The following is a 23,657-nucleotide window of genomic DNA, read 5'->3' as shown; positions in this document are numbered from 1 at the left end:
ATGACTATCCTGAACCATACCCTCGGCTTTCCCCGAATTGGCCTGCGCCGTGAACTGAAAAAAGCACTGGAGAGTTACTGGGCGGGCGACAGCACACAACAGGCGTTACTGGCGACGGGCCGCGAGCTGCGTGCGCGACACTGGCAACAACAGAAAGAGGCGGGCGTTGATCTGCTGCCGGTTGGTGATTTCGCCTGGTATGATCATGTGCTGACCACCAGCCTGCTGCTGGGCAACGTGCCTGCTCGTCATCAGAACAAAGAGGACACCGTTGATTTGGATACGCTGTTTCGCGTGGGGCGCGGGCGTGCGCCGACCGGCGAGCCTGCGGCGGCGGCAGAAATGACCAAATGGTTTAACACCAACTATCACTACATCGTGCCGGAATTTACCCAGGGCCAGACATTTAAACTGACCTGGACTCAACTGCTGGACGAGGTTGATGAGGCACTGGCGCTGGGCCATAACATCAAGCCGGTGCTGCTCGGGCCGGTGACGTATCTGTGGCTGGGTAAAGTCAAAGGCGAGCCGTTTGAACGTCTGTCGCTGCTGGAGGCGATTTTGCCGGTCTATCAGCAGGTGCTGGCGGAACTGGCAAAGCGCGGTATCGAATGGGTACAGATTGATGAACCCGCCCTGGCGCTGGAGCTGCCGCAGGCGTGGCGCGAAGCCTTCCAGCCAGCGTATGACACACTGCAGGGCCACTGCAGGCTGCTGCTGACCACCTATTTTGACAGCATCGGCCAGAACATTGATGTGATTCATGCGCTGCCCGTGCAGGGCCTGCATGTCGATCTGGTTCATGGCCGCGATGATATTCAGCAACTGAATCAGCAACTGCCCGCCAGCTGGCTGCTGTCGCTGGGTGTAATTAACGGACGTAACGTCTGGCGAGCCGATCTAAGCCGCTGGTTCAGCCGTCTGAAACCGCTGATCAAAGAGCGTGAGCAGGTGTGGATCGGCTCTTCCTGCTCCCTGCTGCACAGTCCGATCGATCTGAGCGTCGAGACCCGTCTTGATGATGAAGTCAAAAGCTGGTTTGCCTTTGCGTTGCAGAAATGTGCTGAGCTCTCGCTGCTGAGTCAGGCACTGAACAAGAATGATGCGAGGTCGCTGGACGCCTGGAGCGCACCGGTGCGCGCCCGTGCTCACTCCCGCCGCGTGCACAATGCGGTGGTGGGCCAGCGTCTGGAGGCCATCACGCCGCAGCACAGTGAACGTCTGAGCGCTTATCCGGTAAGGGCAGTTCTGCAGCGTCAGCGTTTCAATCTGCCGGCCTGGCCCACCACGACCATCGGTTCTTTTCCGCAGACCACGGAAATTCGCGGCCTGCGCCTCGACTTTAAGCAGGGCCGTCTCGACAGCAACCATTACCGCACTGGCATAGCGGAGCACATTAAACAGGCGATTACCGAGCAGGAGCGGCTGGGACTGGATGTGCTGGTGCACGGTGAAGCGGAACGTAACGACATGGTTGAGTACTTCGGCGAGCATCTGGACGGATTTGTCTTCACCCAGAATGGCTGGGTTCAGAGCTACGGTTCACGCTGTGTGAAACCGCCCGTCATCATCGGCGATATCAGTCGTCCTGAAGCGATCACCGTTGAGTGGGCCCGTTATGCCCAGTCGCTGACGGATAAGCCGGTAAAAGGAATGCTGACCGGTCCGGTGACGATTCTCTGCTGGTCATTCCCGCGTGAAGATGTGTCACGTGAAACCATCGCGAAGCAGATCGCGCTGGCGCTACGTGATGAAGTGGAAGACCTGGAGAAGGCGGGAATCGGGATCATTCAGATTGATGAGCCGGCACTGCGCGAAGGTCTGCCACTGCATCAGTCTGAGTGGGCAGCCTATCTGAACTGGGCGGTAGAGGCGTTCAGGCTGAATGCGGCGGTCGCGCAGGATGAAACCCAGATTCACACGCATATGTGTTACTGCGAGTTCAACGACATCATGGACGCCATCGCGGCGCTGGATGCCGATGTGATCACGATTGAAACCTCACGCTCTGACATGGACCTGCTGGAGTCGTTTGAAGACTTCGAATATCCCAATGAAATCGGCCCGGGCGTCTATGACATTCACTCGCCTAATGTCCCTAGCGTGGAGTGGATAGAAGCGCTGTTACTGAAGGCGGCGAAACGGATTCCGGAAGCGCGGCTGTGGGTAAACCCGGACTGCGGTCTGAAAACGCGTGGCTGGGAGGAGACGCGTCAGGCACTGGCAAATATGGTGACGGCGGCGAAGAAACTGCGTGGGGAGACGGCGTAGGAAAGGGGCCCGATGGGTAAAAGCAGGGGCGCAGAAGCGCCCCTTTTTCATTTATTTTGATGTCACACCATACTGCCTGAACCAGGTCAGCATGCGCTGCCAGCCATCATTGGCAGATTCAGCATGGTAACTCGGACGGTAGTCAGCATTAAACGCATGTCCCGCTTCGGGATAGACAATGATCTCGGCGGTCGCATTGGCGGCATGCAGCGCCTGACGCATCTGCTCGACGCTCTCCAGTGGAATGCCGTCATCCTGGCCCCCATACAAACCTAACACCGGCGCACTCAGATCGACCGCAATATCAATAGGATGCTTCTGCTGCTTCAGCGTGCGCTCACCGGTCAGTCGTCCATACCACGCCACGGCGGCGCGCAGTTGCGGGTTATGCGCGGCGTAGAGCCAACTGATGCGGCCACCCCAGCAAAAACCGGTGATGCCCATGCGACGAATATCGCCGCCGTTGCGTGCGGCCCAGTTGGCGGCATGATCGAGATCGGCCAGCACCTGGCTGTCAGGCACTTTGCTGACCAGCTCGCTGAACAGCGTCGGGATATCATTGTATTCAGAAGGATCGCCCTCGCGGAAATAGAGCTCGGGCGCGATCGCCAGATAGCCTTCCAGCGCCAGTCTGCGGCAGATATCCCGGATGTGTTCATGCACACCAAAAATCTCCTGCACCACCAGTACGACAGGCAATGGTCCTTCAGCAGAGTGGGGCTTTGCAAAAAATGCCGGCATGTTTTCGCCCTGGCTCGGTACTGAGGTTTCACCTGAGTGAATGGCCGGGCTTTCGGTAATGATGGTCGTAGAGGCGGTGGGCTGCACGGCAGGGGCAAAGCCGCCCGTCGCCGGTTTTTGTGCCATATTATCACTGGGTTTCATTATTCTCTCCGTGCAAGCATTTGCGCAATCACGTAACTATAGCCTGGCTGTAAAGCCTGCGCGCCAGGTGTCGGGTAACAGAATCAGCAGCGAATAAAATCATCCATCTCTTTAACATTGCGGTGACCCAGACACAGCCTCGCGAAGGGCTATCCAGACCAGGAAGATTTGATTGTGTGATAGCAATCACATTTTAGCTGGCTTGAAATGTAACTTTCATTTTCTTAAGTGAATGCTGTCACATATTTATCGAGCGTGCTGGCGTAGAGTGGCGCGCTACCTTCCCTTAACAGGAGTCTGAAAATGACACAGTCTGACGTTTTCCATCTTGGCCTGACTAAAGCCGATCTGCAGGGCGCCACCCTAGCGATTGTGCCAGGCGATCCGGAGCGTGTGAAGAAAATTGCCGGACTGATGGAAGATGCCACGCATCTCGCCTCACACCGTGAATTTACCTCATGGCTGGCAAAAATTGATGGTAAGCCGGTCGTGGTCTGTTCAACTGGTATAGGCGGTCCTTCTACGTCGATTGCCGTCGAAGAGCTGGCACAGCTCGGTGTGCGGACCTTCCTGCGTGTTGGAACGACTGGCGCGATCCAGCCACATATCAATGTTGGCGATGTACTGGTGACCACCGCATCGGTTCGCCTGGACGGGGCCAGCCTGCATTTTGCGCCGATGGAGTTTCCGGCAGTGGCGGATTTCGCCTGCACCACCGCGCTGGTTGCCGCGGCAGAAGCCTGTGGCGCGAAGACCCATATCGGTATCACCGCCTCTTCTGACACTTTCTATCCGGGCCAGGAGCGTTACGACACCGTCTCAGGCCGCGTCGTCAGCCGCTTCAAAGGTTCGATGAAAGAGTGGCAGGAGATGGGCGTGCTTAACTATGAGATGGAATCCGCTACACTGTTAACCATGTGCGCCAGCCAGGGTCTGCGGGCCGGTATGGTGGCGGGCGTGATTGTGAACCGTACTCAGAAAGAGATCCCGGATGCGGTCACCATGAAACAGACAGAAAGTGACGCAGTGAAGATTGTGGTCGAAGCGGCGCGTCGCTTGCTGTAGGCCGCGTCAGGCAGCAGGTTTTTGTCCAGACTAAAACCTGCTGCCGGTAGTTAACGGCGCGTAATTTCAGTGAAACCTGAGAGTGTTTATGCGCAATACCATTCCTGTCCGACGTCCTCTCCCTGGTGCTAATCCTGCCGCACTCAGTGCCCGGCTGGAACGCAGTGCCGAACATTTCCGCGCCGCCATGCAACAGGGCGACTATGCGCTGGCTGCCCAATGCTGCGAAGAGGTGCTGCGCTCAATGCCCAATCAAATGCAGGTGCTGAGCGACTACGCGTTATGTCTGCTGCGTCTGGGTCAGTACAATAAAGCGTACAAAATCTATCAGAAGATTTATCAGTCACCGCCTGCTGTGCAGGCGACAGCCTCTGAAACCTGGCTGGATGGCCTGACCGAAGTGTGTGGCTGGCTGGATAAAAAGGACGAGGTGGCGCGTCACGGTCTGGCGTCGCTGATGCGTTCTGATGCGCGTTTCAGTCAGGGGCAGCGCATGGCGTTTCCCGCTCCGCAACCTGAGCCTGTCGATCTCAGTCAGCCGCACCAGAATGTTATCGCCTTCTGCCTGTATGGCGATCAGCCACGCTACTGCGAAACCTTAATCAAAAACGTTGAAGTGGCGCCTGAGTTCTATCCCGGCTGGGTCTGCCGCATCTACCTTGATGACAGCGTGCCGCAGCATGTCTGGCAGCGTCTTGACCAGCCGCACGTCCAGTTGATCGATATGTCTCACGAAAAAACCTTGTATCCAACCCTGTGGCGTTTTCTGGTGCTCGACGATCCGGCTGTGAAGCGCTTTATCGTGCGCGATGCCGACTCGTTGCTCTCGGAGCGCGAAGCGATGGCGGTTAACGCCTGGCTGGCATCGCCTTACTGGTTCCACCATATGCGTGACTACTTCTCTCATACCGAACTGCTGCTGGCAGGGATGTGGGGCGGCTGTCACGGCGTCTTCCGGGGTGTGGAACAGGCGATGCGTGATTTCATTGCGCAGTATCAGGGCAGTGAACGCTTCACCGATCAGTATTTCCTTAAGGTGGCGTTGTGGCCGACAGTGCGTGAAAGCCTCCTGAGCCATGATGAGCTGTTTCATTTCCATCAGGCTCAGCCGTGGCCTGACCATGCGCCCGTACGCTGGCAGACGCCGCATTTCCACGTTGGCAGCAATGCCGGTTTTGCCAGTATGACCGGCAAATCCAGCGCCGAGGAGGGGAGCAGACAGCGCGTCGCGATCACGTCCGGCGAGACAACCTGGCACTATCTGGCGCAGGTTAGAAAGGGGGAATGGCTGCTGCCGATGCCATTTTTCCTGATTGATGAGTGGCAGGCTGGAAAGCTGACGGTGGCGGCTTTGTAAGTGGCTGAGTCCGGCTAAAATTGTCTGGACATTCATACAGTGCGACTCTACCTTTTCCCTCAGCAGCCTGAGTCGCGGGGAAATCATGGATCAGCACATCATCATCAGCGCCTGTCTGGCGCTTGCCGGGTTAGGGATTGGCTGGATGCTGGCACAGTTACGTGCCGGTCATCAGGTCGCCAGTTTCCAGACCGAGCGCCGTCTGCAGGAAGAGGCGCAACAGCGCCAGCAGCAGCAAATTGAACAGCTTCAGCAGCAGACGCAGCAGCGTGAGCAGGAGCTGCGTCAGCTTCACGGCGCGCTGAGCGGTGCCAATGAGCGACTGCAACAGCTTGATTACTGGCGCAATGAAAGCGAACAGCTCAATCGTGAACTGCGCAATCAGCTTGAGGTTAATAGCGCGCAGGAAGCGGAGTTGCGCGAAGTGACCATCCGTCTTGAAGAGACCCGTTTCGCTGCTGAAGAGAAACAGCGTCTGCTGACCAACAGCGAACAACGCCTCAGCGCCCAATTCGAAAACCTCGCCAACCGTATTTTCGAAAACAGCGGCCGTCGCGTCGATGAACAGAACCGCCAGAGTCTGGATGGGCTGATTGGCCCGCTGCGTGAACAGCTTGATGGCTTTCGTCGTCAGGTACATGAGAGCTTTGGCGCAGAGGCGCGCGAGCGGCACACCCTGACCCATGAAATCCGGCAGTTACAGCAGCTGAATGCGCAGATGGCGCAGGAGGCCCTTAACCTGACCAAAGCGCTGAAGGGCGACAATAAAATCCAGGGTAACTGGGGTGAAGTCGTGCTGAGCCGGGTACTGGAAGCCTCCGGACTGCGTGAAGGCTACGAATATGAAACCCAGGTGAGTATTCAGTCAGAACAGCAGGGCAGGATGCAGCCGGATGTCATTGTGCGCCTGCCGCAGGGTAAAGATGTGGTGGTAGATGCCAAAATGACGCTGGTGGCCTATGAGCGCTACTTCAATGCTGATGATGAGATCGAACGTGAGCAGGCGATTCAGGAGCATGTCGCTGCCATGCGGGCACACATCCGCCTGCTGGGACGAAAGGACTATCAGCAATTGCCCGGCTTACGATCGCTGGATTATGTGCTGATGTTCATCCCGGTTGAGCCCGCCTTTTTGCTGGCGATTGACCGTCAGCCTGAGCTGATTGGCGAGGCGCTGCAGCAGAACATCATGCTGGTCAGTCCCACCACGCTGCTGGTGGCGTTGCGGACCATTAATAATCTGTGGCGCTATGAGCATCAGAGCCGCAATGCGCAGCGTATCGCCGATCGTGCAACCCGGCTCTATGACAAAATGCGGCTGTTTGTTGATGACATGAGCGGCATTGGTCACAGCCTGGATAAGGCGCAGAATAGCTATCGCGAGGCGATGAAAAAGCTGTCAGAAGGGCGTGGCAACCTGATTGCGCAGACAGAAGGATTTCGCGCGCTGGGCGTGGAGATCAAACGGCCCATCAACCCGCAACTGGCCGAACGTGCCATGCCGGAAAACCGGGCAGAGGAAGATGCAGATGACGACAGGGATGCGGATGAAAGTGAGCTGCGTGTGAGACGCCTCCACGAATAGTATGGGCGCAGCGTGCCTGACTTCCGTGACTCTGATACACTTCGGGAAGTATTGTTTGTGGAGCAGGTAAAACCGATGGCAGATGAATCACAGCAGGAAACTACCCATTTTGGCTTTCAGACGGTCGCCAAAAGCGAAAAAGCTGACAAAGTCGCAGACGTGTTTCACTCCGTAGCGGCAAAATATGACCTGATGAACGATTTGATGTCGTTTGGCGTCCATCGTATCTGGAAGCGTTTTACCATTGACAGCAGCGGCGTACGTCGCGGTCAGCGCGTGTTAGATCTGGCGGGTGGTACCGGCGATCTGACCGCTAAATTTTCTCGCCTGGTGGGCGAAACAGGTCAGGTTGTCCTGGCCGATATCAACAGCTCCATGCTGAAGATGGGCCGCGAAAAGCTGCGCAATCAGGGCGTGGTTGGCAACGTGAGTTATGTACAGGCCAACGCAGAAGCTCTGCCTTTCCCCGATAACTATTTCGACTGCATCACCATCTCCTTTGGTCTGCGCAACGTTACGGAAAAAGAGAAGGCGCTGGCCTCGATGTTCCGCGTCCTTAAGCCGGGCGGACGTCTGCTGGTGCTGGAGTTCTCTAAGCCGGTGCTGGATCCACTGAGCAAAGCGTATGACGCTTACTCGTTCCACATTCTGCCGCGCATCGGACAGCTGGTAGCGCAGGATGCAGAGAGCTATCGCTATCTGGCCGAATCGATCCGCATGCATCCCGATCAGGAGACCCTGAAGGCGATGATGAACGATGTTGGTTTTGAAAATACCACTTACTCCAATATGACCGGCGGCATTGTCGCGCTGCATCGTGGATTTAAGTTCTGAGTGAGATGGTAATGAACCTGACGCCCTTGATTACCGCGGGCCTGGAAACGGTGCTGAACCGTATTCTCTATCGCGATCGCGGCCTGAAACCGGCGCGGCAACGCCTGAATGGCAAAGTGCTGACGCTGCGCCTGAATGAGTTCTCTCATCCGCTGGTGCTGGTCTTCAGTGAACAGCAGCTGGATGTGTTAGCGGACTGGCAGGATCGCAGTGACTGCACGGTGATCACCTCACTGAAAACGTTGCCGAAGCTGCGCGATCGCCAGCAGCTGACGCCGCTGATCCGCAGCGGTGAGCTGCAGGTTGAAGGTGACCTGCAGGTGGTGCAGCAGTTCTCCGCGCTGATGGATCTGGCTGAGTTGGATCCGGCAGAATATCTGGCTCCCTGGGTGGGCGATATCGCCGCACAAGGCATTAGTCAGCGCTCTCAACAGGCATTACGCTTTTTCAAAGGTGAAGTGCAGCGTCGCCAGGATTATCTCGGACAGGCTATAACCGAAGAGTGGCGTGTTGCGCCTGGCTCGCTGGAATTAGCCTGGTTTTCTGAGGAGGTTGACGCGATGGAACGTTCGCTTGAGGCGCTTGATGCGCGTCTGGCGCAGCTGGAGGCAAAATGAGTTTTGGAGAGATCCGCCGCTTATATCTGATCATGAAGGTGTTTCTGACCTATGGCCTTGATGAACTGATTCCCCAGACACGCCTCACTTTTCTGTTTCGCCTGTGGCGTCGCTCTGTTTTCTGGATCCCGAATCTGCATCAGCATGAACCCATCGGCGCACGTATGCGTATGGCGATGGAGCAACTGGGTCCGGTCTGGATCAAGTTTGGCCAGATGCTGTCAACCCGTCGGGATCTCTTCCCGCCGCTGATCGCCGATCAACTCGCTATCCTGCAGGACCGCGTTGCGCCATTTGATGGCGTTAAAGCTAAAGCGCAGATTGAGGCTTCGATGGGTGCGCCGATTGAAACCTGGTTTGATGATTTTGATATCAAGCCACTGGCGTCAGCATCCATTGCGCAGGTGCACACCGCCACGCTGAAATCGACCGGCAAGAAGGTGGTGATCAAAGTGATTCGCCCCGATATTTTGCCGGTGATTAAAGCGGACATGAAGCTAATTTATCGCCTGGCCCGCTGGGTTCCGCGTCTGCTGCCGGATGGCCGCCGTCTGCGTCCGGTCGAGGTGGTGCGCGATTATGAAAAAACCCTGCTTGATGAGCTGAACCTGTTACGTGAAGCGGCCAACGCCATTCAGCTGCGCCGGAATTTCGAAGACAGCCGCATGCTCTATGTGCCGGAAGTCTATTCCGACTACTGCAGCGAAACCATGATGGTGATGGAGCGCATCTACGGCATTCCGATTTCAGACGTTGCCACGCTGGAGCGTCATGGCGTGAACATGAAGCTGCTGGCTGAACGTGGTGTGCAGGTCTTCTTCACCCAGGTCTTCCGCGATAGCTTCTTCCATGCGGATATGCATCCGGGCAACATTTTTGTCAGCTACGAACATCCGGAAGATCCGCAATATATCGGCATTGACTGCGGTATCGTGGGTTCGCTGAATAAAGAAGATAAGCGTTATCTGGCGGAAAACTTCATCGCCTTCTTCAACCGTGATTACCGTAAAGTCGCGGAATTGCACGTTGACTCAGGTTGGGTACCGCCCGATACCAATGTTGAAGATTTCGAGTTTGCGATTCGTACGGTCTGTGAGCCGATTTTTGAAAAGCCACTGGCTGAGATCTCCTTCGGGCATGTGCTGCTGAACCTGTTTAACACCGCACGCCGCTTCAATATGGAAGTGCAGCCGCAGCTGGTCCTGTTGCAAAAAACGCTGCTTTATGTGGAAGGCATCGGCCGTCAGCTCTATCCGCAGCTCGACCTGTGGAAGACAGCCAAGCCGTTCCTGGAAGAGTGGATTAAGGATCAGGTCGGTTTGCCCGCCATTATCCGTGCGGTGAAAGAGAAAGCGCCATTCTGGGCTGAGAAGCTTCCCGAGTTGCCAGAACTCTTTTACGACAGCCTGCGCCAGCACAAACTTTTAAGGCACAGTGTCGATAAATTAGTGGGCGATATGAATGCGCAGCGCGTCCGCCATCATCAGGCGCGTTACCTGTTTGGCGTCGGTGCAACGTTGCTGTTAAGCGGAACGGCTGTGCTGCTCACCCGACCGGATTGGGACTTCTTCCCGGCGGTATTGATGGCAGCGGGAATCGTCTCCTGGTTAATCGGCTGGCGTAAGACAAACTGATTGTCACGTCCGTCTAAAAAAAGGTAATGTCGCTGGCTCAGGCCCGGTTAAAAAGGGCACTCTGTGGTGCATTACCTCATCGTTTTCACAGAATATTAGAGGCTATCTCATGGGCGGTATCAGTATCTGGCAATTGTTAATCATTGCCGTCATTGTTGTACTTCTGTTCGGTACCAATAAATTGCGTAATCTGGGTTCAGATTTAGGTTCTTCGATTCGTGGCTTCAAGAAAGCCATGGGTGACGAGGACGATAAAAAGGATCAACCGAAAGAGCAGGATGCTGACTTCGCGGCCAAAACGCTGGCTGATAAACAGCAAACTTCGGCTACCAAAGAAGACGTCAAGAACGACAAGCAGGTGTAAACCGTGTTCGATATTGGTTTTAGTGAACTGGTATTGGTGTTCGTTATCGGGCTGATTGTACTCGGCCCGCAACGTTTACCGGTTGCGGTGAAAACTGTGGTCGGCTGGATCAGGGCGATCCGTTCGCTCGCAGCCAATGTACAACATGAACTGGCGCAGGAACTTAAGCTGCAGGAGCTGCAGGACAGCCTGAAAAAGGTGGAAGAAGCGAGCCGCGGCACACTCTCACCTGAGCTGAAAGAGTCGATGGAAGAGCTGCGTAAAACCGCGGATTCAATGAAACGCTCGGTCAGTCAGAGCATCGACATTGAAAAAGAGGAAGACGAGGCAAACACCATTCATTCGGCTCAGCACAGGCCGGCGCCTCAGCCCGCTTCTGAAACGGTGCAGGGCTCAGAGCCTGGCCCGGTTGAGCCTGCGGCGACGCCGGCTACCGCAGAACATCAGGCCAGCGCGCCGGCACAGGCCCCCGCTCCGGTTTCAGACTCTGTCACGGCTGTGCAACCTTCTGCGGCACCTTCCGCAGTTGCCACTGTCCCGGCGCAGGCTCCGTCAGCAGTTTCATCCGCTCCGGCTGTGCAATCTTCTGCCGCACCTGCCGCCGTGGCCAGCGCTCCGGCACAGGCACCCGCTGCGGATGTTGCCAGGCCGACAGATTCTGTGCGTAATTCCGCTACCTCCTCTTCTGCAAGTGATGAACGATAATGGCCGTTGAAGATACCCAACCGCTCATCAGTCATCTGATTGAGCTGCGTAAGCGACTACTGAACTGCATCCTCGCCGTACTGGGGATTTTCCTGGTGCTGGTTTACTTCGCTAATGATATCTACCAGCTGGTTGCGGCTCCGCTGATCAGCCAGATGCCGGTTGGCTCCAGCATGATTGCGACCGATGTGGCCTCACCGTTTTTCACGCCGATTAAGCTGACCATTATTGTGTCGGTGTTTCTTGCGGTGCCGGTGATCCTCTATCAGGTCTGGGCTTTCATCGCCCCGGCGCTTTACCGGCATGAGCGTAAGCTGGTTATGCCGCTGCTCTTTTCCAGCACCTTCCTGTTTTACTTCGGCGTGGCTTTTGCCTATTTCGTGGTCTTCCCGCTGGCATTTGGTTTTTTCACCAAGACCGCGCCGATTGGCGTCACCGTCGCAACGGATATCTCTAAATACCTCGATTTTGTCATGACGCTGTTTATGGCATTTGGTGTGGCGTTTGAAGTGCCGGTGGCGATTGTTTTGCTGTGCTGGACCGGAATCACCAGTCCGGAAGATTTGAAGAAGAAACGTCCCTATATTCTGGTGGGCGCCTTCGTAGTCGGGATGCTGCTCACACCACCGGATGTTTTTTCCCAAACTTTGCTCGCTATTCCGATGTACTGCCTGTTTGAAGTCGGCGTATTCTTTTCCCGTTACTATGTGGGTAAAGGCCGCCGGGCACAGGATGAGGACGAAAACAGCGACTCCTGAAGCTGACAGCTTTACCCGCACAGGCGGGAAGCGATCAAGCCAAACCGCCCGGATGGGCGGTTTTTGTTATAAACAGTGGGAAAAATTATGTTTGATATCGGTGTAAACCTGACCAGCACGCAATTCGCCTCCGATCGGCAAAAGGTGGTTAAACGCGCGCGTGATGCGGGCGTCACCGGGATGCTTATTACCGGCACTAACGCGCTGGAGAGCCAGCAGGCTCAGCGACTGGCTGAAGCTCAACCTGAATTCTGCTGGTCTACCGCGGGCGTTCACCCTCATCATGCCAGTGAATGGTCTGTGGAAATTGCCAGCACTCTGCGTCGCCTGGCTGAAAAACCGGAAGTGGTGGCTATCGGTGAGTGCGGACTCGATTTCAACCGCAACCTGTCGGCGCATGAGCAGCAGGAGTATGCGTTTGACGCGCAGCTGGCTCTGGCGGCGGAACTCAATATGCCTGTGTTTCTTCACTGCCGTGAAGCTCATGAGCGCTTCGCTGCGGTGCTTGGGCCCTGGCTACCAAAATTGCCGGGTGCGGTGATCCACTGCTTTACCGGCACGCGTGATGAACTGGAAGCCTGTCTTGCAATGGGATTATCGGTGGGGATAACGGGCTGGGTATGCGATGAGCGTCGTGGTCTGGAACTGCGTGAGCTGCTGCCACTGATTCCAGCCGATCGTCTGCTACTGGAAACCGATGCGCCTTATCTGCTGCCGCGCGACATGCGCCCGCGCCCGACCTCACGCCGGAACGAACCCTGCTTTTTACCGCATATAGTTAATCAGGTGGCGACATGGCGTGGCGAGAATGCTGAGGAACTGGCGGTCCGCATTGATCAGAATGCGCGGACGTTGTTCAGACTGGTTTAAAGCTTGCGGAACTGCTTGTTATCCACGCTGCGCATCACCTGCTTGTTCAGCAGATTAAGCAACAGAATCGAGCGTGTTTCACCATCCGGCTCGGCAAAGATGGCGCGCAGCCCTTCAAACGTCCCTTCGGTGATGACCACTTCATCGCCGCTTTGTGGGGTCTCAGGATCAAGCAGGATTTGCGGGACGTCGGTCTCCAGCGCTTCAATCACGGCCGATGGCACGGTCGCGGGCGTGGTGCCGAAGCGCACGAAGTGACTGACACCACGGGTGCTGCTGATGGTCGTGGTATGAATCGCTTCCGGATCAAATTCAATAAACAGATAATTTGGAAAAAGTGGCTCACTCACCGTGGTGCGTTTGCCGCGCACGATCTTTTCCAGAGCGATCATTGGACTCAGGCAATTTACTTCCTGCCGTTCCAGATGCTCCTTCGCGCGCAATAGCTGTCCACGTTTGCAATAGAGTAAGTACCAGGATTCCATAACTGCTCCCATTGAATGGACGCTAAGAATAGCAAACCTGCTGCCAGAGTTATAGCGCAGGGGCAGGGTAAAGCGTCCCGCAGCGAAAAAAAACTGAGAATTTTCTTAACATACCGGTGGGCAGCAGAAAAGGTGGCAGGAAATGGACGTCAGCTTGTGAAGCCGCCGTATAAACCTCAGCATATCCGCTTAATCAGACCTATAATGGCCGATTCACTCTGGCCGGAAAGCTAAAGCCGCATGAAATATCACGATTTAAGAGACTTTCTCGCGCTGCTCGAACAGCGCGGTGAGCTAAAGCGCATTACCCAGTCGATCGACCCTGAACTGGAAATGACCGAAATTGCCGATCGCACTCTGCGTGCCGGTGGCCCCGCCTTGCTGTTTGAAAACCCGAAAGGGTACGACATGCCGGTGCTGTGTAATCTGTTCGGCACGCCAAAGCGTGTGGCGATGGGCATGGGCCAGGAGGAGGTCAGCGCACTGCGTGAAGTGGGTAAACTGCTGGCCTTCCTGAAAGAGCCGGAGCCGCCAAAAGGGTTCCGCGATCTTTTCGACAAGATGCCGCAGTTTAAGCAGGTCCTGAACATGCCGACTAAACGCGTGCGCAATGCGTCCTGTCAGCAAGAGGTGTTCAGCGGCGATGAAGTCGATCTGACGCGCATTCCGGTGATGAAGTGCTGGCCTGGCGATGCGGCACCACTGATTACCTGGGGATTGACCGTGACGCGCGGCCCGCACAAAGAGCGGCAGAATCTCGGTATCTACCGGCAGCAGGTGATCGGCAAAAATCGTCTGATTATGCGCTGGCTATCGCACCGTGGCGGCGCGCTTGATTATCTGGAGTGGACGAAAGCGCATCCGGGTGAGCGCTTTCCGGTCTCGGTGGCACTGGGTGCCGATCCCGCGACCATCCTCGGTGCCGTCACGCCGGTACCGGATACGCTATCAGAATATGCGTTTGCCGGTTTGCTGCGCGGCAATAAAACCGAAGTGGTGAAATGCCTCTCGAACGATCTCGACGTGCCGGCCAGTGCGGAAATCGTGCTGGAAGGGTATATCGAAGCGGGCGATATGGCGCCGGAAGGACCTTACGGCGACCACACTGGCTACTACAATGAAGTAGATAGCTTCCCGGTGTTTACCGTGACGCATATTACGCAGCGCCATAAGCCTATCTATCACTCCACCTACACCGGTCGTCCGCCGGATGAACCTGCGGTGCTGGGTGTGGCGCTGAATGAAGTCCTGGTGCCGATTCTGGTGAAGCAGTTCCCGGAGATCGTGGACTTCTATCTGCCGCCTGAGGGTTGCTCATACCGCCTCGCGGTTGTGACGATTAAAAAGCAGTACGCAGGGCATGCCAAACGTGTCATGTTTGGCGTCTGGTCGTTTTTGCGGCAGTTCATGTACACCAAATTTGTTATTGTGTGTGACGATGACGTTAATGCGCGTGACTGGAACGACGTGATCTGGGCGATCACCACGCGTATGGATCCGGCCCGCGATACGGTATTAGTGGAAAATACTCCGATCGACTATCTCGATTTCGCCTCGCCTGTGTCTGGGCTGGGATCGAAGATGGGGATGGATGCGACCAACAAGTGGCCTGGTGAAACGCAGCGCGAATGGGGTACTCCTATCGTTAAAGATCCTGCGGTCACCGCGCGCATTGATGCTATCTGGGATGAGCTAGGTATTTTTGATCAGCCGCCACAGCGTTGATGGCGAGCACAACCATAAAGACGACCCGACAGAGGGAACGCATGACAACGTTAAGCTGTAAAGTAACTTCAGTTGAGGCGATTACCGACACGGTCTATCGCGTTCGCCTGATCCCTGAAGCGGAATTCAGTTTTCGCGCGGGACAGTATCTGATGGTAGTGATGGATGAGCGCGACAAGCGTCCGTTCTCACTGGCCTCAACGCCGATGGAAAAAGATATCATTGAGCTGCATATCGGCGCGTCCGATCTGAACCTCTATGCCATGGCCGTTATGGATCGCATCCGTAACGATCGCCAGATCACGGTTGATATGCCGCACGGCGATGCCTGGTTGCGCGAAGAGAGCACTAAACCGCTGATCCTGATTGCAGGCGGTACCGGTTTCTCCTATGCCCGTTCAATTCTGCTCACCGCGCTGGCGGAACAGCCAGAGCGCGATATCGCCATTTACTGGGGCGGACGCGAACTCAAACATCTGTACGATATGGACGAACTTGATGCGCTGGCAGTCAAGCACCCGAACCTGAAGGTGATCCCGGTCGTCGAGCAGCCCGAAGCGGGCTGGCAGGGTCGTTCAGGCACGGTCCTGACGGCCGTGATGCAGGACTTCAGCACGCTGAGCGAGCATGAGATCTACATCGCCGGTCGTTTTGAGATGGCGAAGATTGCCCGCGATCGTTTCTGTGCCGAGCGTGGCGCAGTGGAATCACAGATGTATGGCGATGCGTTTGCCTTTATCTGATTCCCGGTAGCAGCCTGTAGCAGATAGAAAAAACCCGCCGGTTAACGGCGGGTAAATCTGACAAAGTAAGACTCAACGTATTACAGACGCTCGAATACGGTCGCGATCCCCTGACCCAGTCCGATGCACATGGTGGCGAGACCAAACCGGGCATCGCGTCGTTCCATAATGTTCAGCAGCGTAGTGCTGATGCGCGCACCGGAGCAGCCCAGCGGATGGCCTAAAGCAATCGCTCCACCATTCAGATTGACCTTTTCATCTATCAGCTCCAGCAAACCTAAGTCCTTGATGCAGGGCAGCGTCTGCGCGGCAAAGGCTTCGTTCAGCTCAAACACGTCGATATCACTGACGCTCAGTCCAGCGCGTTTCAATGCCAGTTTGCTGGCCGGTACCGGTCCGTAGCCCATGATCGACGGATCACAGCCGACCACTGCCATGCTGCGGATACGTGCGCGTGGCGTCAGCCCCAGTTCACGGGTGCGTGATTCACTCATGATCAGCATGGCGGCCGCGCCATCTGACAGCGCCGACGACGTTCCTGCCGTGACGGTGCCATTCACCGGATCGAAGGCGGGTTTGAGCGCCGCCAGTCCTTCGGCGCTGGTCTCCTCGCGGATCACCTCGTCGAAATCATAGCGTTTGAGAATGCCGTCGCTGTCGTGACCATAAGTGGCGACAATCTCTGTCGCGAAATCCCCACGCTGGGTGGCCTGCCATGCGCGCTGGTGCGAACGCAGAGCAAACGCATCCTGCTGCTCACGGCTGATATGATGCATACGTGCCAGCATCTCGGCGGTTAAGCCCATCATGCCCGCGGCTTTAGCGACGGTGCGGCCCAGGCCGGGATGAAAGTCTACACCGTGATTCATCGGCACGTGTCCCATATGCTCCACGCCCCCAATCAGGCAGCATTGTGCATCGCCAACCATAATGGCGCGGGCCGCATCGTGCAGCGCCTGCATGGAAGAACCACACAGCCGGTTGACGGTTGTGGCCGGTACGGAGTGCGGGATTTCGGCCAGCAGCGCGGCGTTACGTGCGATATTAAATCCCTGTTCCAGCGTTTGCTGTACGCAGCCCCAGACGATATCGTCGAGGGATGTCGGATTCACCGCCGGGTTGCGGCTCAGAATTTCGCGCATCAGATGCGCAGAGAGATCTTCAGCGCGCACGTTCCGAAAAGCTCCGCCTTTTGAACGTCCCATTGGCGTGCGCACCGCATCAACAATCACCACATTTTCCATCTTCTTGCCCTCAGGCGCTTTTCAGCGCGGCTTCATCAATCGGTTTGGCGGCGGGATACCAGCTTTCATGCTGATGGGCTTTCTGCACCAGCAGCGCAGGCAGGGCATACAGGCCGCCGAGCGTGCTGTAGCGCCGGGCCTGATCGACCACATTGCTGTTGCCCAGGGTATCGAGGTAGCGGAAAGCACCACCACGAAACGGCGGGAAGCCGAGGCCATAGACCAGCGCCATATCCGCTTCTGCCGGTGAGGCGATAATCTTCTCTTCCAGGCAGCGCACCACTTCATTCAGCATCGGCAGCATCATGCGGTTCAGGATCTCTTCGTCACTGAAGACTCGCGCGGGCTGACAAACCTGTTGCAGCAGTGTATCCACCTCCGCATCTGGCACTTTCTTCAGCTTGCCCTTTTTATCTTCTTCCCAGCGCCAGAAGCCTTTGCCATTTTTCTGGCCAAAACGACCGGCATCAAACAGCAGGTCGATCGCATCGCGATAGTCATGCTTCATACGATCCGGGAAACCATCCGCCATGACGCTTTGCGCGTGGTGTGCGGTATCGATGCCTACCACATCCAGCAGCCAGGAGGGACCCATCGGCCAGCCGAACTGTTTTTCCATCACTTTATCAATCTGACGGAAATCAGCGCCGTCGCGCAGCAGCAGGCTGAAAGCAGCGAAGTAGGGGAACAGTACCCGGTTCACAAAGAAGCCCGGACAGTCATTCACCACGATCGGCGTTTTGCCCATTTTGCTGGCCCAGGCCACCACTTTACTCAGCGTCGCTTCACTGGTTTTCTCGCCACGAACTACTTCAACCAGCGGCATACGCGGCACCGGATTGAAGAAGTGCATGCCACAGAAGTTTTCCGGGCGCTGCAGCGCCTGTGCCAGTTGGCTGATAGGAATGGTCGAGGTATTGGAGGCCAGAATCGCGTCTTCACGCAGATGCTGTTCGGTTTCAGCCAGCACTTTGGCCTTGATCAGGGGGTTCTCAACTACGGCTTCCACCACCACATCGGCCTGGTCAAAACCGGCATAATCCAGTGTGGGCTGGATAGTGGCGATCACACTGGCGAGTTTGTTGCCGTCGATTTTGCCGCGTTCCAACAGCTTATTAAGTAACTTGCTGGCTTCGTTCATCCCCAGGGTTAACGCCCTGGGGTTAATATCTTTCATTCTGACCGGCACGCCTTTCCACGCAGACTGGTAGCTGATGCCACCACCCATAATGCCTGCGCCCAGTACCGCCGCCTGAGACGGTGCGCCGCTTTCGCTGCCGCGCTTTTTCGCCAGGCCTTTCACGTACTGGTCGTTGAGGAAGATGCCGACCAGTGCGCGGGCTTCATCAGACTGCGCCAGCGGCACAAACGCCGCGGTTTCAAGTTTCAGCGCATCATCACGGCCAAGACTGGCCGCCGCTTCGATAGTCTTTACTGCCATCAGCGGAGCGGGATAATGTTTACCTGCGGTCTGCAGCACCATCGCTTTCGCAATCGTGAAGCTCATGGCCGCTTCAATCGGGCTGAGTTTCAGCGGAGCCAGTTTCGGTGCCCGGCGCGCGCGCCAGCTGCCATCAGTGGCGGCGGCTTTGAGCATCGTGATCCCCGCCTCGCGCAGTTTTTCGCGAGCGACCACCGCATCGACCAGACCGAGTTTCAGGGCAGCATTGCCATCGACATCTTTGCCCGCCGCAATAATTTCCAGCGCACTGTCGGCACCCAGCAGGCGTGGCAATCGCACGCTGCCACCAAATCCGGGCATGATGCCGAGTTTGGTTTCCGGCAGGCCAATACGGGCGTCCGCAGTGGCGATACGCAGATCGGTTGCCAGAACGCATTCACATCCGCCGCCCAGCGCATAGCCGTCAATGGCGGCCAGGGTCGGCACCGGCAAATCTTCCAGACGGTTGAAGATGCTGTTGGCGTAGCTCAGCCACTGACTCAGTTTTTCGGTAGGTGCATCAAACAGGGAAAGAAACTCGGTGATATCCGCGCCCACAATAAAAGCAGGTTTAGCGGAGCTCAGCAGCAGGCCGCGCAGTTCTGGCTGCTGTTCCAGCACCGCAATCGCCTCGCCCAGACTGGCGACGGTTTGCGTATCGAGCTTGTTGACCGAGCCTGTAGCGTCAAAAACCAGCTCGGCGATGCCATCGTCCAGCCAGTGAAGAGTAAGGTTAGCGCCTTGGTAGAGCATGTGCGTCTCCTGAAACCGCGAAAGGTGATCTGGTCATACCAGATGATCGTGAGTGTGGGAGTGATGTTAATTATTTGCAAACTGCTCTTTGCTGATTTGCTAACAAGATCACAGCTCCGCCGACTTCGGCATCTGCGCAAGGGGTATGCTAAACTTGCGGCCATTTCGCGACACTGGAGAGACGTCAATGGATTCACTGAAGACCTTGTATCACGCGCATATCGCCACGTTGCAACAACGGGCGCAGCAGGTGCTGGCACGCAACAAACTGGATGCGATGTTGATCCATTCCGGTGAGTTGTTGACGGTGTTTCTGGATGACCACACCTATCCGTTCAAGGTGAATCCACAGTTCAAGGCCTGGGTGCCGGTGACGCAGGTGCCTAACTGCTGGCTGTGGATTGATGGAGTGAACAAACCCAGATTGTGGTTCTACTCTCCGGTGGATTACTGGCATAACGTTGAACCGCTGCCGGATAGCTTCTGGACCGGGGATGTCGAGGTTATCGGCCTGAAAAATGCGGATGAGATTGCGCAGTTGCTGCCTGCCCAGCGTGATAATGTCGCCTATATTGGTCCGGTCAACGCGCGCGCGGCTCAGCTCGGTATCGCCTCTGGCAATATCAATCCCAAAGCGGTGATCGACTTCCTGCACTTCCATCGCAGCATCAAAACAGATTATGAACTTGCCTGTATGCGCCAGGCGCAAAAGCTGGCGGTTGCCGGTCATCGCGCAGCGAAAGAGGCGTTCTCGGCAGGCTTAAGCGAGTTCGATATCAACCAGGCCTATCTGACTGCGACCGGTCATCGCGACACCGATGTGCCTTACGGCAATATCATTGCGCTGAATGAGCACGCTGCGGTGTTGCACTACACCCGGCTGGATCATCAGCCACCGGCGAAATGCCACAGCTTTTTGATTGATGCGGGCGCTGAGTATCTTGGCTACGCCGCCGATCTGACCCGTAGCTATGCGGCGCAGAGCAGTTCGCTCTATGCCAGAATGGTTGAGGCGATGAACGCGGAAGAGCTGGCGCTGATAGCTACGCTGAAAGCCGGCGTTCGCTACACCGATTATCATCTTCAGATGCACCAGCGTATTGCGAAGATGCTGCTGAAGTTTGAGCTGGTGCAGGGCATCAGCGAAGAAGCGCTGGTGGCTGAAGATCTGACCGGTCCGTTTATGCCACATGGCCTGGGGCATCCGCTGGGTCTGCAGGTGCATGACGTGGCTGGTTTTATGCAGGATGAACAGGGCACGCATCTGGCCGCGCCTGCGCAATATCCTTATCTTCGCTGCACCCGCGTGCTGCAACCGGGCATGGTATTAACCATCGAGCCGGGCTTCTATATTATTGACTCATTACTGGCGCCGCTGCGTGCAGGCCGTTTCAGTCAGCACTTTAACTGGCAGGCTATCGATGCACTTCGGCCTTATGGCGGGATTCGTATCGAGGATAACGTGGTGATCCATGCGCATCGCGTTGAGAACATGACCCGCGATCTGCATCTGGCCTGATGAAGGCCTTTGATATTCCCGCTGTGCCCGTGAGCAGCAGTGAGGAGACGATCAAAAAGAGTCGGTTCATTACGCTGCTGGCGCACACCGAGGGGACAGAGGCGGCACGCGCCTTTGTCCAGCAGGTCAAAAGCGAGCATCCCGCTGCACGGCATCACTGCTGGGCATGGGTCGCGGGCGCGCCGAATGATTCTCAACAGCTCGGCTTCTCTGATGATGGTGAACCTTCGGGTACGGCAGGGAAACCGATGCTGGCGCAACTGATGGGCGCGGATATTGGCGAGATTACTGCCGTGGTAGTGCGTTATTACGGCGGCATCATGCTGGGAACCGGTGGCTTAGTAAAAGCCTATGGCGGTGGCGTTCAGCAGGGGCTTAAGCTGCTGCCACGGCAGCGCAAAGTGCCGATGAAGCTGTTTACGTTGCAATGTGACTATCCACAGCTCAGTGATGTTGAACGGCTGGTTCAGCGTTTCGACGGTAAGGTGACCGACAGTCAGTTTCAGGATCGCATTGCGCTGACGCTGGCTGTACCTTACGGACAAATCGACGGATTCAAAAAAAATCTGTCAGACTTTAGTCGGGGCGCGTTATCGCTGATCCCGCTCACACCCTGATGTTCATCTCTATTATTTAAAGGAACGGCTGAATGCACTTTCGCGCCATTACCCGCATAGTCGGTCTGCTGGTGATCCTCTTTTCAGTGACGATGATTTTGCCCGGCCTGGTTGCATTGATTTATCGCGATGGCGCGGGGCGGGCGTTTAGCCAGACCTTTATGATGGCGCTGGTGATCGGCTCGCTGCTGTGGTGGCCGAATCGCAAAAAGAAAACCGAACTCAAACCGCGGGAAGGGTTTCTGATTGTTGTCCTGTTCTGGACGGTGCTGGGCAGCGTAGGGGCTATGCCCTTTATCTTTGCCGAGCAGCCGCATCTTTCCGTGACGGATGCGTTCTTTGAATCTTTCTCTGGCCTGACAACGACCGGTGCCACCACGCTGGTGGGGCTGGACTCGCTGCCTAAGGCGATCCTCTTCTATCGGCAGATGCTGCAGTGGCTGGGCGGTATGGGAATCATCGTGTTAGCGGTGGCGATATTGCCGATTCTGGGCGTCGGGGGCATGCAGCTCTATCGCGCTGAAATGCCGGGGCCACTGAAAGATAACAAAATGCGGCCGCGTATTGCCGAAACGGCCAAAACACTCTGGCTGATCTATGTTCTGCTGACGGTGGCCTGTGCGCTGGCATTGTGGCTGGCAGGAATGCCGGCCTTTGATGCTATCGGCCACAGCTTCTCGACCATCGCGATTGGCGGCTTCTCAACCCATGATGCCAGCATCGGCTATTTTCACAGTGGCACCATCAATACCATCGTGGCGGTGTTTTTGCTGATCTCAGGCTGTAACTACGGCCTGCATTTTGCCATGTTAAGCGGGCGCAATCTGCGCGTTTACTGGCGCGACCCGGAATTCCGCATGTTCATTGGTGTTCAGTTGACACTGGTGTTGATCTGCACGCTGGTGCTCTGGTTCCACAATGTTTACGACAGCGGCTGGCAAACGCTGAACCAGGCCTTCTTCCAGGTCGTTTCCATGGCGACAACGGCGGGATTCACGACCGACAGCATCGCACGCTGGCCATTGTTCCTGCCGGTGCTGCTGTTGTGCTCCGCCTTTATCGGCGGCTGTGCCGGTTCAACCGGCGGTGGCCTGAAGGTTATCCGCATCCTGCTGTTATGCAAGCAGGGTAATCGTGAGCTTAAGCGTCTGGTTCACCCGAATGCGGTCTACACCATTAAGCTGGGGAATCGGGCGTTGCCGGAACGTATCCTTGAGGCCGTATGGGGATTCTTCTCGGCTTATGCGCTGGTGTTCCTGGTCAGCATGCTGGCGATCATTGCCACAGGCGTCGATGACTTCTCGGCATTTGCTGCTGTTGCCGCGACGCTAAATAACCTCGGGCCGGGTTTAGGGGTTGTGGCCGATAACTTCACTTCAATGAATGACGTGGCGAAATGGATTCTTATTTCCACCATGTTATTTGGGCGTCTCGAGGTATTTACCTTGCTGGTGCTGTTCACGCCTACTTTCTGGCGTGAATAATTAATAAGGATGCTGACATGAAAGCGCTGATTCTCTATTCCACCCGCGACGGACAAACAAAGAAGATTGCCTCTTCTATAGCTGATTTGATCCGTCAGCAACAGCCATGTGATGTGCTGGACATTCAGGATGCCGCTCTGCCTGACTGGGCGCAGTATGATCGCGTGCTGATTGGCGCCTCTATCCGCTACGGCCACTTCCAGCCGGTCGTTGATAAATTCGTGAAGCAACATCTGCAGGAGTTGCAGCAGCGTACCAGCGGTTTCTTTTCGGTGAACCTCACGGCGCGTAAACCTGAGAAGCGTTCTCCTGAAACTAATGCTTATACGCAGAAGTTCCTGGCCAGCTCGCCGTGGCAACCCGATTGCTGTGCCGTGTTTGCAGGCGCACTCTATTATCCGCGCTATCGTTGGTTCGATCGCGTCATGATTCAGTTGATTATGCGTATGACCGGCGGTGAGACAGATTCCACGAAAGAAGTGGAGTACACGGACTGGCAACAGGTACGTACTTTTGCCAATGATCTTGCACAGTTACCAGGCAAATCGTAGCGAAATAGCGCGATTTGATGAAAATTACTGCGAACGATAATCTTTTCGTAATAAACACTTGTCAGCCCGCGCGAACTCCCTATAATGCGCCTCCATCGACACGGAACACCGGCAACGGGAAACGGGTTGAGAGGCACAGGAGACTGAGCC

21 protein-coding genes are annotated in these 23,657 nt (G+C 56.1%); 17 read left to right on the top strand and 4 right to left on the bottom strand.

Features of this window, described 5'->3' with window-relative positions:
• On the top strand, positions 1-2,271 hold the full coding sequence (gene metE, locus AC2LB6_RS04205) for a 5-methyltetrahydropteroyltriglutamate--homocysteine S-methyltransferase (RefSeq protein ID WP_490092579.1): 2,271 nt from the start codon (positions 1-3) through the stop codon (positions 2,269-2,271).
• 51 nt (positions 2,272-2,322) lie between these two features.
• Here metE and AC2LB6_RS04200 read toward each other — a convergent pair whose 3' ends face one another.
• Positions 2,323-3,156: a dienelactone hydrolase family protein gene (locus AC2LB6_RS04200; RefSeq protein WP_490092578.1), complete on the bottom strand. Its 834-nt coding sequence runs from the start codon at positions 3,154-3,156 to the stop codon at positions 2,323-2,325.
• A 303-nt stretch (positions 3,157-3,459) separates the two neighbouring features.
• Here AC2LB6_RS04200 and udp point away from each other — a divergent pair, with 303 nt between their 5' ends.
• The 10 genes from udp (at position 3,460) to tatD (ending at position 12,945) form a co-directional block, all read left to right on the top strand.
• Positions 3,460-4,221, top strand: coding sequence for a uridine phosphorylase (gene udp, locus AC2LB6_RS04195; RefSeq protein WP_008926449.1), 762 nt, complete (start codon positions 3,460-3,462; stop codon positions 4,219-4,221).
• Positions 4,222-4,309: 88 nt separating this feature from the next.
• Complete coding sequence (locus AC2LB6_RS04190; RefSeq protein WP_490092577.1) at positions 4,310-5,578, top strand: tetratricopeptide repeat protein; 1,269 nt, start codon at positions 4,310-4,312, stop codon at positions 5,576-5,578.
• Positions 5,579-5,663: 85 nt separating this feature from the next.
• Positions 5,664-7,163 (top strand): DNA recombination protein RmuC, encoded by a 1,500-nt coding sequence (gene rmuC / locus AC2LB6_RS04185; protein WP_136196618.1) that lies wholly within the window; start codon positions 5,664-5,666, stop codon positions 7,161-7,163.
• A 75-nt stretch (positions 7,164-7,238) separates the two neighbouring features.
• Complete coding sequence (gene ubiE, locus AC2LB6_RS04180) at positions 7,239-7,997, top strand: bifunctional demethylmenaquinone methyltransferase/2-methoxy-6-polyprenyl-1,4-benzoquinol methylase UbiE (RefSeq protein WP_008926452.1); 759 nt, start codon at positions 7,239-7,241, stop codon at positions 7,995-7,997.
• An 11-nt stretch (positions 7,998-8,008) separates the two neighbouring features.
• The gene (gene ubiJ / locus AC2LB6_RS04175) at positions 8,009-8,614 is read left to right on the top strand and encodes a ubiquinone biosynthesis protein UbiJ (RefSeq protein WP_490092576.1); all 606 of its coding nucleotides are present in this window, start codon (positions 8,009-8,011) and stop codon (positions 8,612-8,614) included.
• Positions 8,611-10,248, top strand: a complete 1,638-nt coding sequence (gene ubiB, locus AC2LB6_RS04170) for a ubiquinone biosynthesis regulatory protein kinase UbiB (protein ID WP_090966348.1) — start codon at positions 8,611-8,613, stop codon at positions 10,246-10,248. The genes ubiJ and ubiB overlap by 4 nt, the downstream gene beginning before the upstream one ends.
• A gap of 109 nt (positions 10,249-10,357) precedes the next feature.
• Entirely contained in the window at positions 10,358-10,612 is a 255-nt protein-coding gene (tatA, locus tag AC2LB6_RS04165; protein WP_490092575.1) for a twin-arginine translocase TatA/TatE family subunit, read from the top strand.
• Positions 10,613-10,615: 3 nt separating this feature from the next.
• Positions 10,616-11,317: a Sec-independent protein translocase protein TatB gene (gene tatB, locus AC2LB6_RS04160; protein WP_490092574.1), complete on the top strand. Its 702-nt coding sequence runs from the start codon at positions 10,616-10,618 to the stop codon at positions 11,315-11,317.
• Positions 11,317-12,075: a Sec-independent protein translocase subunit TatC gene (gene tatC / locus AC2LB6_RS04155; RefSeq protein WP_419140470.1), complete on the top strand. Its 759-nt coding sequence runs from the start codon at positions 11,317-11,319 to the stop codon at positions 12,073-12,075. Before tatB ends, tatC begins: the two co-directional genes overlap by 1 nt.
• Positions 12,076-12,162: 87 nt before the next feature.
• Positions 12,163-12,945: a 3'-5' ssDNA/RNA exonuclease TatD gene (tatD, locus tag AC2LB6_RS04150; RefSeq protein ID WP_490092573.1), complete on the top strand. Its 783-nt coding sequence runs from the start codon at positions 12,163-12,165 to the stop codon at positions 12,943-12,945.
• On the opposite strand, the gene rfaH is transcribed toward tatD, so the two are convergent.
• Entirely contained in the window at positions 12,942-13,430 is a 489-nt protein-coding gene (rfaH, locus tag AC2LB6_RS04145; RefSeq protein WP_090966337.1) for a transcription/translation regulatory transformer protein RfaH, read from the bottom strand. The genes tatD and rfaH overlap by 4 nt on opposite strands.
• Positions 13,431-13,670: 240 nt before the next feature.
• Here rfaH and ubiD point away from each other — a divergent pair, with 240 nt between their 5' ends.
• A complete protein-coding gene (ubiD, locus tag AC2LB6_RS04140) occupies positions 13,671-15,155 on the top strand; it encodes a 4-hydroxy-3-polyprenylbenzoate decarboxylase (protein ID WP_490092572.1) in 1,485 nt (494 codons plus the stop codon).
• Between the two features lie 41 nt (positions 15,156-15,196).
• Positions 15,197-15,898 (top strand): NAD(P)H-flavin reductase, encoded by a 702-nt coding sequence (gene fre / locus AC2LB6_RS04135; protein ID WP_008926461.1) that lies wholly within the window; start codon positions 15,197-15,199, stop codon positions 15,896-15,898.
• A gap of 80 nt (positions 15,899-15,978) precedes the next feature.
• On the opposite strand, the gene fadA is transcribed toward fre, so the two are convergent.
• Entirely contained in the window at positions 15,979-17,142 is a 1,164-nt protein-coding gene (gene fadA / locus AC2LB6_RS04130; protein WP_490092571.1) for an acetyl-CoA C-acyltransferase FadA, read from the bottom strand.
• A gap of 10 nt (positions 17,143-17,152) precedes the next feature.
• Positions 17,153-19,336 carry a fatty acid oxidation complex subunit alpha FadB gene (gene fadB, locus AC2LB6_RS04125; protein WP_490092570.1) on the bottom strand — a complete coding sequence of 728 codons (2,184 nt, stop codon included), beginning with the start codon at positions 19,334-19,336 and terminating at the stop codon, positions 17,153-17,155.
• A 187-nt stretch (positions 19,337-19,523) separates the two neighbouring features.
• Here fadB and pepQ point away from each other — a divergent pair, with 187 nt between their 5' ends.
• Genes pepQ through hemG form a run of 4 tightly spaced genes read left to right on the top strand, consistent with a single transcriptional unit; the run spans position 19,524 to position 23,507 of the window.
• The gene (pepQ, locus tag AC2LB6_RS04120) at positions 19,524-20,855 is read left to right on the top strand and encodes a Xaa-Pro dipeptidase (RefSeq protein WP_490092569.1); all 1,332 of its coding nucleotides are present in this window, start codon (positions 19,524-19,526) and stop codon (positions 20,853-20,855) included.
• The gene (locus AC2LB6_RS04115) at positions 20,855-21,472 is read left to right on the top strand and encodes an IMPACT family protein (protein ID WP_490092568.1); all 618 of its coding nucleotides are present in this window, start codon (positions 20,855-20,857) and stop codon (positions 21,470-21,472) included. Before pepQ ends, AC2LB6_RS04115 begins: the two co-directional genes overlap by 1 nt.
• 32 nt (positions 21,473-21,504) lie before the next feature.
• A complete protein-coding gene (gene trkH, locus AC2LB6_RS04110) occupies positions 21,505-22,956 on the top strand; it encodes a Trk system potassium transporter TrkH (RefSeq protein ID WP_004571219.1) in 1,452 nt (483 codons plus the stop codon).
• A 17-nt stretch (positions 22,957-22,973) separates the two neighbouring features.
• The gene (hemG, locus tag AC2LB6_RS04105; protein WP_490092567.1) at positions 22,974-23,507 is read left to right on the top strand and encodes a menaquinone-dependent protoporphyrinogen IX dehydrogenase; all 534 of its coding nucleotides are present in this window, start codon (positions 22,974-22,976) and stop codon (positions 23,505-23,507) included.
• The last annotated feature ends 150 nt before the right edge of the window (positions 23,508-23,657 follow it).

It is taken from the genome of Pantoea sp. RCC30.1, from assembly GCF_058148845.1.
This window is presented reverse-complemented; position numbering and strand designations above follow the sequence as displayed.

Excerpts from the sequence above, each read along its gene's own strand:
- fadB (WP_490092570.1), bottom strand. The coding sequence starts at position 19,336 with ATGCTCTACCAAGGCGCTAACCTTACTCTTCACTGGCTGGACGATGGC.
- rfaH (WP_090966337.1), bottom strand. The coding sequence starts at position 13,430 with ATGGAATCCTGGTACTTACTCTATTGCAAACGTGGACAGCTATTGCGC.
- tatA (WP_490092575.1), top strand. The coding sequence starts at position 10,358 with ATGGGCGGTATCAGTATCTGGCAATTGTTAATCATTGCCGTCATTGTT.
- metE (WP_490092579.1), top strand. The coding sequence starts at position 1 with ATGACTATCCTGAACCATACCCTCGGCTTTCCCCGAATTGGCCTGCGC.
- hemG (WP_490092567.1), top strand. The coding sequence starts at position 22,974 with ATGAAAGCGCTGATTCTCTATTCCACCCGCGACGGACAAACAAAGAAG.
- fadA (WP_490092571.1), bottom strand. The coding sequence starts at position 17,142 with ATGGAAAATGTGGTGATTGTTGATGCGGTGCGCACGCCAATGGGACGT.
- udp (WP_008926449.1), top strand. The coding sequence starts at position 3,460 with ATGACACAGTCTGACGTTTTCCATCTTGGCCTGACTAAAGCCGATCTG.
- ubiB (WP_090966348.1), top strand. The coding sequence starts at position 8,611 with ATGAGTTTTGGAGAGATCCGCCGCTTATATCTGATCATGAAGGTGTTT.
- tatD (WP_490092573.1), top strand. The coding sequence starts at position 12,163 with ATGTTTGATATCGGTGTAAACCTGACCAGCACGCAATTCGCCTCCGAT.
- AC2LB6_RS04115 (WP_490092568.1), top strand. The coding sequence starts at position 20,855 with ATGAAGGCCTTTGATATTCCCGCTGTGCCCGTGAGCAGCAGTGAGGAG.
- trkH (WP_004571219.1), top strand. The coding sequence starts at position 21,505 with ATGCACTTTCGCGCCATTACCCGCATAGTCGGTCTGCTGGTGATCCTC.
- rmuC (WP_136196618.1), top strand. The coding sequence starts at position 5,664 with ATGGATCAGCACATCATCATCAGCGCCTGTCTGGCGCTTGCCGGGTTA.
- ubiJ (WP_490092576.1), top strand. The coding sequence starts at position 8,009 with ATGAACCTGACGCCCTTGATTACCGCGGGCCTGGAAACGGTGCTGAAC.
- ubiD (WP_490092572.1), top strand. The coding sequence starts at position 13,671 with ATGAAATATCACGATTTAAGAGACTTTCTCGCGCTGCTCGAACAGCGC.
- ubiE (WP_008926452.1), top strand. The coding sequence starts at position 7,239 with ATGGCAGATGAATCACAGCAGGAAACTACCCATTTTGGCTTTCAGACG.
- pepQ (WP_490092569.1), top strand. The coding sequence starts at position 19,524 with ATGGATTCACTGAAGACCTTGTATCACGCGCATATCGCCACGTTGCAA.
- tatC (WP_419140470.1), top strand. The coding sequence starts at position 11,317 with ATGGCCGTTGAAGATACCCAACCGCTCATCAGTCATCTGATTGAGCTG.
- AC2LB6_RS04190 (WP_490092577.1), top strand. The coding sequence starts at position 4,310 with ATGCGCAATACCATTCCTGTCCGACGTCCTCTCCCTGGTGCTAATCCT.
- AC2LB6_RS04200 (WP_490092578.1), bottom strand. The coding sequence starts at position 3,156 with ATGAAACCCAGTGATAATATGGCACAAAAACCGGCGACGGGCGGCTTT.
- fre (WP_008926461.1), top strand. The coding sequence starts at position 15,197 with ATGACAACGTTAAGCTGTAAAGTAACTTCAGTTGAGGCGATTACCGAC.